An 8029-nucleotide genomic window follows, 5' to 3' on the forward strand; every position below is an offset into this window, starting at 1 on the left:
CCGCCGAGGACAAAAAACCAAGGAAGCTAGCCCTTGGGGCTTTTTTGGATATCCCGTTGCCAACAGATTACCTGTATAGGCCATCCTTGGAAACGGCCCAGGTCTCGGCCTAGGCCCCCAGAGTCTTCTGTAACCACTGACCGGTGAGGTTAATCACCTCTTGCTCATGGTGGTAACTGGTGTAGGTGTGGGAGGCCCCCGGGATGATCTTCAAGGTGGCTGCTTTCCCCGCCTGTTCCAGTGCCTTGAGGTAGGTCTGGCTGTGGGATGCGGGAACCGTTTGATCTTGATCCCCATGGATGATTAAGACCTTAGCCGAGGATTGGGCCAGTTCCCGGGGGGGATCATGCAAAGAGAGATCCGCGAAAAACTCCTCTCCCACCAGATTGCCACCGAAGTCGTAACAGCGGCGTCCGTCGATTTCTACGATAGGAATTGCATTGGCCCGAACGTTGTTACTGATGGAGGTTTCTTGGAAGTCCGCCACCGCAGACCACAACACCGTCGCGGAGATCATAGGATGGCGCCTTGTGGTACAGGCGGCCACCGCTCCCCCGAGGCTGAGGCCGATGACTCCGATCCTGGTTTGGTCGATTCCTGGCTGCTGGGCCAGGACGTCCACGGCCACCAGGGCATCACTGATTTCCTCTGATACGGTCGTGTCCTCGAAGTTGCCCTCACTGTCTCCGGAACCGCGGAAATCGAAGCGGAGGGCCGCCAGTCCCAAGGAAGCTAAATACTCGGCCATTTTCACAAACAGCCGATGGGATTCCACCTTGGTCCCGGTAAACCCATGGAAAAGCACCACACCGGGTACCGGAGCAGTGGTTCCTTCGGGATAGTGCAGGATACCAAAGATCCTTTGTCCTTTGTTTACAAATTCAATTTGCCGCCGCATCTTGCATGGCCTCCTTTAAAGATTCACTCATTTTCTATTGTCCATACAGAACCTCGATTCCTCCTTTGTTTTTCCAATAGCATAGGAGGTATTTGCCCCAAAAAAAGCGAAAATGTAGATGGAACGGAGGTATGACAATGTCTAAGTCTGTGGTCGTGGAAAAAGCAGATCATCCTGATGCATTTTCCCCAGGGGAGGACCATCGGCTTCCCCCGGAAGGGCAGCAGGTTTTAGACCAGGTCTTGGATTCTCAGGAAACGGTGGTTTACACCCTGGAAACTGACCTGGACCTGGACGGTCGCCAGCGGACCGGATGGCTTGCGGCCACGAAGAAGGGTCTGTATTACCTGGATGCAACAGGGATTCGCTGGCAGGTGTCCTTTGATGAGGTGAAGGATATTCGCGTACGGGGCCTGGTGGGGAACGGTTTCCTGGATATCTTTGGGGCGTCGGATCTATTGTTTTCTGTGCGCTTCAGCAATGCCTTGTCCCGGAAGGCGGCGGAAGCAGCCAGGGCTTTGAACCAGTTGTGCCGGACCGGCGAAGTTCCGCCCCCATCACCGATTATGAAGGGAATGTTCTGTGAGAAGTGCGGGCGGGTACTGCCCCGCCGGACGGGGGTGTGTCTGGCCTGTCTGGACAAATCTAAGGTTCTGTTGCGGCTGTTGAACTATACACGTCCCTACTGGCCCCACGCCTTGGTGATTGTGGTCTTGATGTGGGTGAGCACGGCCATCAATCTGTTGCCGCCGATGCTAAACCGCTACTTGGTGGACGAAGTGCTCATACCGAAGGAGGCCCGCTGGCTGCCTTGGATCGTGTTGGGACTGTTTGGGGCCCGTCTTGCGGACATCTTTGTAGGTATCTTACGGGGCCGGGCCTCGGCCTGGTTGGGTAACACCATCAGTTATAACATAAGATCTGAGGTTTACACCCAATTGCAACGGTTGTCCATTAGCTACTACGATCGCCAGCCGTTGGGATCCGTGGTGGCCCGGGTCACCCAGGATGCCAATCGATTGGAGCGCTTTCTGCTTGAGGCCGCCAACTATTTCTTAGTCCAGTTTTTTACCCTCATCGGCATCGGAGTCATCCTGCTGGCTATGAACTGGCGTTTGACCCTGTTGGTGCTGTTGCCTGCGCCCTTGGTGGTCTTCGGCTCCGCCTATGCCTGGCGGTGGCTACGGGGGATCTACCGGCGGTTCTGGCAGAAAAACAGTGCCTTCAGTGGCGTAGTGAACGATAGCCTGGCGGGCATACGGATTATTCGGGCCTTTGCCCAGGAAGAGCGGGAGTTAGAGCGCTTCGACCGTAGCAACCATGAACTTTACCAGGCGGGGCTGCGGGCCGGAACCCTGGAGGCTACCATCTTCCCAATCCTTTCCTTCCTTACTGGCGCGGGTGGCCTTTTGGTTTGGTATGTGGGCGGGTACCAGGTGATCGGTGAAGAATTGAGCTTGGGGACCTTGATGGCTTTCATCGGTTATCTGGGTATGTTCTACGGTCCCTTGCAGGCCATGAGCCGGTTGAGTGATTTTGCCTCCCGGTCCTTTGCCGCCGCGGAGCGGATCTTTGAGGTGTTGGACGCCAAACCGGAGGTGGTGGAGTCTCCCCATCCTAAGCCCATCGGGAAGATTAAAGGGCGGGTGGAGTTTGTCAATGTCACCTTCGGCTATGAGAAGCATAAGCCGGTGTTGAAGGACATCAACCTCACCGTGGAGCCCGGCGAGATGATTGGCCTAGTGGGCCACTCAGGAGCGGGGAAATCCACAATGATCAACCTCCTTTGCCGTTTTTACGATGTGGATGAGGGACAGATCCTCATTGATGGCGTAGATATCCGGGACATCTCCCAAAGGGAACTGCGGGAGCAGATCGGGGTGGTGTTGCAGGATACCTTCCTGTTCAATGGGACCATCGCGGAGAATATTGCCTACGCCAAACCCAACGCCACCAGGGAAGAGATTATGCGGGCGTCCATGGTGGCCAACGCCCATGAGTTTATTGTCAAGAAACCTGACGGCTATGATTCTTTGGTGGGCGAGCGGGGGTCTCGCCTGTCCGGCGGAGAGCGACAAAGGATCGCCATCGCCCGGGCGGTGCTCCATGATCCTAGGATCCTCATTCTCGACGAAGCCACCGCTTCGGTGGATACCCAGACCGAGGAGAAGATACAAGAGGCCATCAGCCGTTTGGTGGAAGGGCGCACCACCTTTGCCATTGCCCACCGCTTGTCCACCTTGCGGAATGCGGATCGGCTCTTTGTGTTGGAGCATGGTCGGAATGTGGAGCTAGGCACCCATGCGGAGCTTTTGGCCAAACGGGGTGTTTATTGGAACCTGGTGCAAACCCAACGGAAGATATCCCGGATTAAGGGGGTCGATGGTTAATGTATGTACCAGACTTGAAGTTCTTGCCGGAGGAAGATTTGCGGTTCTTTACTAGTCCGGGAGGGATTCTGCGGCTTTCCACTCCCCAGTGCACCTACCTAGCGGTACAGGTGCGCTTGGCCTTTCCGTTGACCCACAAGGACCAGTATGTTACGGTACACGATGCCGCCGATGAATACATTGGGATGATAAAAGATCCCCATAAGTTGGACGAAACCTCAAGGACCTTGGTGGCCCAGGCTCTCGCGGCCCGGTATTACGTACCTAAGGTGACGCAGATCAGGTCCACCAAAGAAGATCTGGGGATTGTCTATTGGGAAGTGGATACTGACTTCGGCCCCAAGGAATTTGTGGTCAGAGATCCCCGGGGTAGTCTGATTGCAATAGATGAGGGATGCTTTCTTTTGCAGGATGTGAACGAAAACCGCTATCTAGTCAATTATCACGAGCTAGACCGGCAAAGCCGCAATCGGCTGGAACGGATTTTGTAGAAGGGAGGTCGGTCGTAAGGTGAAAAGAGTGATCATTATCTACAGTGATGAAGGCCACCTCGCGCCCATTGCCGAAGGAATCAAGAATGGTCTCAGCCAAGACTCCGACAAAGTACGGGTGGAGATCGTCAGTGTGGCCAATTGTGCCACTCCCTTTTCTGTAAGGCCCTATGACCTAGTCTGTATTGGCAGTCCCGTACAAGGAATTTTCGGTGGTCGGATTGCGCCAGATGTAGTAAACTTAATTAACAGGGTCAACGGCATTGAAGGCAAGCAATGTGCGGTTTTCGTCTCTAACAAGCCCTTCGGTGCCCAGAAGACCATCCGCAAGATGATGGAATTGTTAGAGAAACAGGGTGCTTTAGTGCAGGATTTCGAGGTCCTCGGTTCTACGGGTGCAGAGGACTATGGTCAACGACTGATGAACCTGTTAGAGCACTAGGAGAGGAGAAAGAGCCAAGATGGAATTGCCCAGTGAGAAAGTGACAAAGGGCGTAAACCGGGCGCCCCATCGTTCTTTGTTTTTCGCCAGTGGTTATACCGAGGAGGAGTTAAACCGGCCCTTAATCGGGATTGTGAACTCTTTTAACGAGATTGTCCCCGGACATGTGGGTCTGAGGGAGATCGCGGAGGCTGTGAAGAGCGGAGTGCGCATGGCCGGGGGAACACCGGTGGAGTTTCCCGTCATTGGCGTCTGCGACGGTATTGCCATGGGTCATGCGGGAATGCACTATTCCCTGGCCAGCCGGGAGCTAATTGCCGATTCCATCGAGATCATGGCCCGGGCCCATGCCTTTGATGGCTTAGTCCTGATCCCCAACTGCGATAAGATCGTCCCCGGCATGCTGATGGCCGCCGCCCGGCTGAATCTGCCGGCGATTGTCATTAGCGGCGGGCCCATGCTCAGCGGGGATTACATGGGGCGGAAATTGGATCTTAACGATGTCTTTGAAGCGGTGGGCGCCTATTCCGCAGGGAAGATCGACGAGGCGGAGTTGCGGGCCTTGGAAGAATCGGCCTGTCCCGGTTGTGGTTCCTGTGCCGGGATGTTCACCGCCAACTCCATGAATTGCATCACCGAGGTTCTGGGCCTAGGTCTGCCCGGTAACGGGACCATCCCGGCGGTCTACGCGGCCCGGAAGCGTCTGGCTAAGCAAGCTGGTATGCAGATCATGACCCTGGTGGAGAGGAACATCCGACCCAGGGATATTCTCACCGAAGAAGCGTTCCTCAATGCTTTGACCGTGGACATGGCCTTAGGTTGTTCCACCAATACCATTTTGCACTTAACCGCCGTTGCCCATGAGGCCGGTGTACCCATGAATCTGGAACTGATCAACGAGATTAGTAAGAAGGTTCCCCACTTGTGCCATCTGCGGCCCGGAGGCAGTCACCACGTGGAGGACTTGCATCAGGCAGGGGGGATCCCCGCGGTGATGAAAGAGCTGTCCCGGGGCGGTCTTCTCCACCTGGATGTCCTGACGGTTACCACCAAAACCGTTGGGGAGAATATCGCTGGGGCCCGGATCCTCAGGCCCGATGTGATCCGTACCTTGGAAGATCCCTACCATCACGAAGGAGGCCTTGCAGTGTTGTGGGGTAACCTCGCGCCCGACGGTGCCGTGGTGAAGCAGTCTGCGGTGGCGCCGGAGATGATGCAGCACCGGGGTCCAGCCCGGGTCTTTGACAGTGAAGACGCCGCGGTGGAGGCGATCTTGTCCGGGCAGATCAAGCCGGGGGATGTGGTGGTGATTCGCTACGAGGGTCCCAAGGGTGGTCCCGGCATGCGGGAAATGCTGTCACCCACCTCGGCGGTGGCTGGTATGGGCCTTGATAAGGAAGTGGCCCTCATTACCGACGGTCGCTTCTCCGGAGCGACCCGGGGAGCATCTATCGGACATGTTTCCCCCGAGGCCGCCGAGGGCGGACCCATCGCCCTGGTGGAAGAGGGAGACGAGATCATCATCGATATCCCCAACCGGAGCCTGCAGCTTAACGTGTCCGATGAGGTCCTGACCGAGAGAAAGAAACGTTGGCAGGCACCTCCTCCTAAGGTGAAGGAAGGTTACCTGAAGCGTTACGCCAAACTGGTTACCTCCGCTGCCACCGGAGCTGTCTTTGCCGACTGAGGCTTTTGAAAACATGATTACTCCTCCCTTGGAGGAGTAATCATGTTTTCTTACATAACTGACCGGATACTGCAAACCTCGGAGTAGGAGGTCCCTCGGCCCGGTATTCAGAGTATTGTGAATTCGTTTGGGGGGAACGCAGGCCACAGTGTCTCCCCGACGGCTCCCTGCCGCTAAGACATCTTTGGAAGCAAGGAGGTTATGGACACGATGGATGTGGTGATCCGAACAGCTCGGAAGGAAGATGCCCCTTCCCTACACCGCTTTTTGGAGATTAGTTACGGTCATGGACGGGACTTTTTCTATCGACACTATCCGGAGCGGTACCGGGATGAGGATGAGGCCATGGGTTGTTTCTTGATTGCCCTGGAGGATGGCCAGATCGTCTCCAACGTGGGTTTGTTCCCTATGGAGGTGGTCATCCTCGGTGAACGGTTCAAATGTGCGGGAATTGGTGGTGTGGCCACCCATCCCCAAGCCCGGGGCAAAGGTTACATGACGGAGCTTTTGAACCGGTCCCTAAGCAAGATGCGGGAGGAAGGCTATGACTTTTCCCTCCTGTGGGGGAACCGCCAGCGCTATGGTGCCTTCGGCTATGAAGTGTGTGGAGCCCAGTATCATTTGACCTACAGCAGACGATCCCTGGACCGGGCCGGGGTGCAGCCGATACCTGTGACGGAGGTGGACCCTGCGGATCCCGAAGTGGTTGCTCTCATCCGTCGTTTGCATCAGTTGTTACCATGTCGGGTGGAGCGTCCCCGGTTGGACCTCCAGTTACAAAAACCCGGGTTGCGGGTCTTTATCGGTGGTGACGGTTACCTGATCTCCAACCGGGAGGTTTCCGGGGATCTTTCCGGGGTGGAAGTGGTCTCTACCGAAGGAAAGGAACTGGAATTGATCTACGGTGCCATGAACCTGACCTTTGGCTCCCGGGCAGAGGCTTTCGTAGAGACGGCCGACAGTGAGCGGAATCGGCGTTTAGTGTCGGCTTGTGAAAGCTGGAGCCTAGCCCCGCGCACCATGTTCCGCATCGTGAACTGGCCAAGGTTCATGGCTAAGCTGCGACCGGTCCTGGAACGTCTGGCTGTGGGACTGCCTCCCTTTAGCATCAGTATTGGCTGTCAAGACGGTGCACGGGTGGACGTAGTTTCCCTCCAGTGGGACGGTACACAACTTTTGCTCGGCAATGAAAAGGGATTGGGTCGCTATCTGGAATTCTCCGTGCGGGAGCTTTCTGGCCACATCTTTGGTGGTCCCCCGGTTAAAGCTAGTCTCGGGGCCCTTGCTGCTTTACTACCAATTCCCACCTACATCTCTAGGTTAGATGCGATCTAAACCAGCTGCTCTCAGCAAAAGGGGGGTAGGGGTCAAGGATGTCTGTTTTCCTTGATCCCCTTTCCCCTTTTGTTGACTGTCTTGGGGGTGTGGATCTGTTGCCAATGCTCGTCCTACTGTTGAAATGACCATGCTGACTAAGATAGGAGCAACCCTGCTTCTGAGAATCCTCCAACGTTCTGGTGGTTTCTTGTACTCCGCGAGGCGATATGTGGGTTAGTTTTCACCCTTTGGGGCCAAGTAAAATGGCGAGGTCTTTCTGGAAAATACAGGTAGGCGTGCGGTGAAGAGGAATAGGGATAGTAATGGCATAAGAATAGGTGTGTGGGTTTGGCTCGCAAGGAATCGGCCAGGTTTAAGGCACTATTGACCGATATAGGGGGGATTTACGTTAAAGGACGGAGCTAAACTCACAAAGATAAGGAAAGGGGTCGTTGATATTGACAAAAAGACGAACACCTACCACTGGTTTAACACTGGTTTCTGTGCTGTTCTTGCGGTACTAATTGTATTTCCATCAGTATCGCAAGCAGTCACCATACAATTCATCCATTGGTATGCCCCAGAAGACGGGCTGGGCCAGGCCCTCAACGAACTGATCGAGGCCTTTGAAGCGGAGCATCCAGACATCGAGGTGGAAGCCCAGTTCGTTCCATTCTCCCTGAGGTTTTGACATAAGGTTTGTGGGGTTGGGACGGTTTTTCGTTGTCGCGAGAAAAAGTTCTGTGGCGTTGCAGGAGATCCAGAAAATTCCGCGAACTTATCAGATAATTGCAGTTTCGCGGA

At 55.2% G+C, this 8029-nt stretch carries 6 protein-coding genes; 5 read left to right on the plus strand and 1 reads right to left on the minus strand.

The genetic code is table 11. The features are described from left to right. Window positions 1-109: 109 nt before the first annotated feature. Window positions 110-898, minus strand: coding sequence for an alpha/beta fold hydrolase (locus GXX57_07775; protein HHV44548.1), 789 nt, complete (start codon window positions 896-898; stop codon window positions 110-112). Window positions 899-1035: 137 nt separating this feature from the next. On the opposite strand from GXX57_07775, the gene GXX57_07780 reads away from it, so the two are divergent. The 5 genes from GXX57_07780 (at window position 1036) to GXX57_07800 (ending at window position 7243) form a co-directional block, all read left to right on the plus strand. Further along, window positions 1036-3288, plus strand: a complete 2253-nt coding sequence (locus GXX57_07780) for an ABC transporter ATP-binding protein (protein HHV44549.1) — start codon at window positions 1036-1038, stop codon at window positions 3286-3288. Then, a complete protein-coding gene (locus tag GXX57_07785) occupies window positions 3288-3779 on the plus strand; it encodes a DUF1854 domain-containing protein (GenBank protein HHV44550.1) in 492 nt (163 codons plus the stop codon). Before GXX57_07780 ends, GXX57_07785 begins: the two co-directional genes overlap by 1 nt. A gap of 19 nt (window positions 3780-3798) precedes the next feature. After that, window positions 3799-4221, plus strand: coding sequence for a hypothetical protein (locus GXX57_07790; protein HHV44551.1), 423 nt, complete (start codon window positions 3799-3801; stop codon window positions 4219-4221). A gap of 25 nt (window positions 4222-4246) precedes the next feature. After that, entirely contained in the window at window positions 4247-5908 is a 1662-nt protein-coding gene (gene ilvD / locus GXX57_07795; protein ID HHV44552.1) for a dihydroxy-acid dehydratase, read from the plus strand. Between the two features lie 201 nt (window positions 5909-6109). Next, entirely contained in the window at window positions 6110-7243 is a 1134-nt protein-coding gene (locus GXX57_07800; GenBank protein ID HHV44553.1) for a GNAT family N-acetyltransferase, read from the plus strand. Window positions 7244-8029 lie beyond the last annotated feature (786 nt).

It is taken from the genome of Bacillota bacterium (assembly GCA_012839765.1).
GTDB lineage: Bacteria > Bacillota > Limnochordia > DUMW01 > DUMW01 > DUMW01.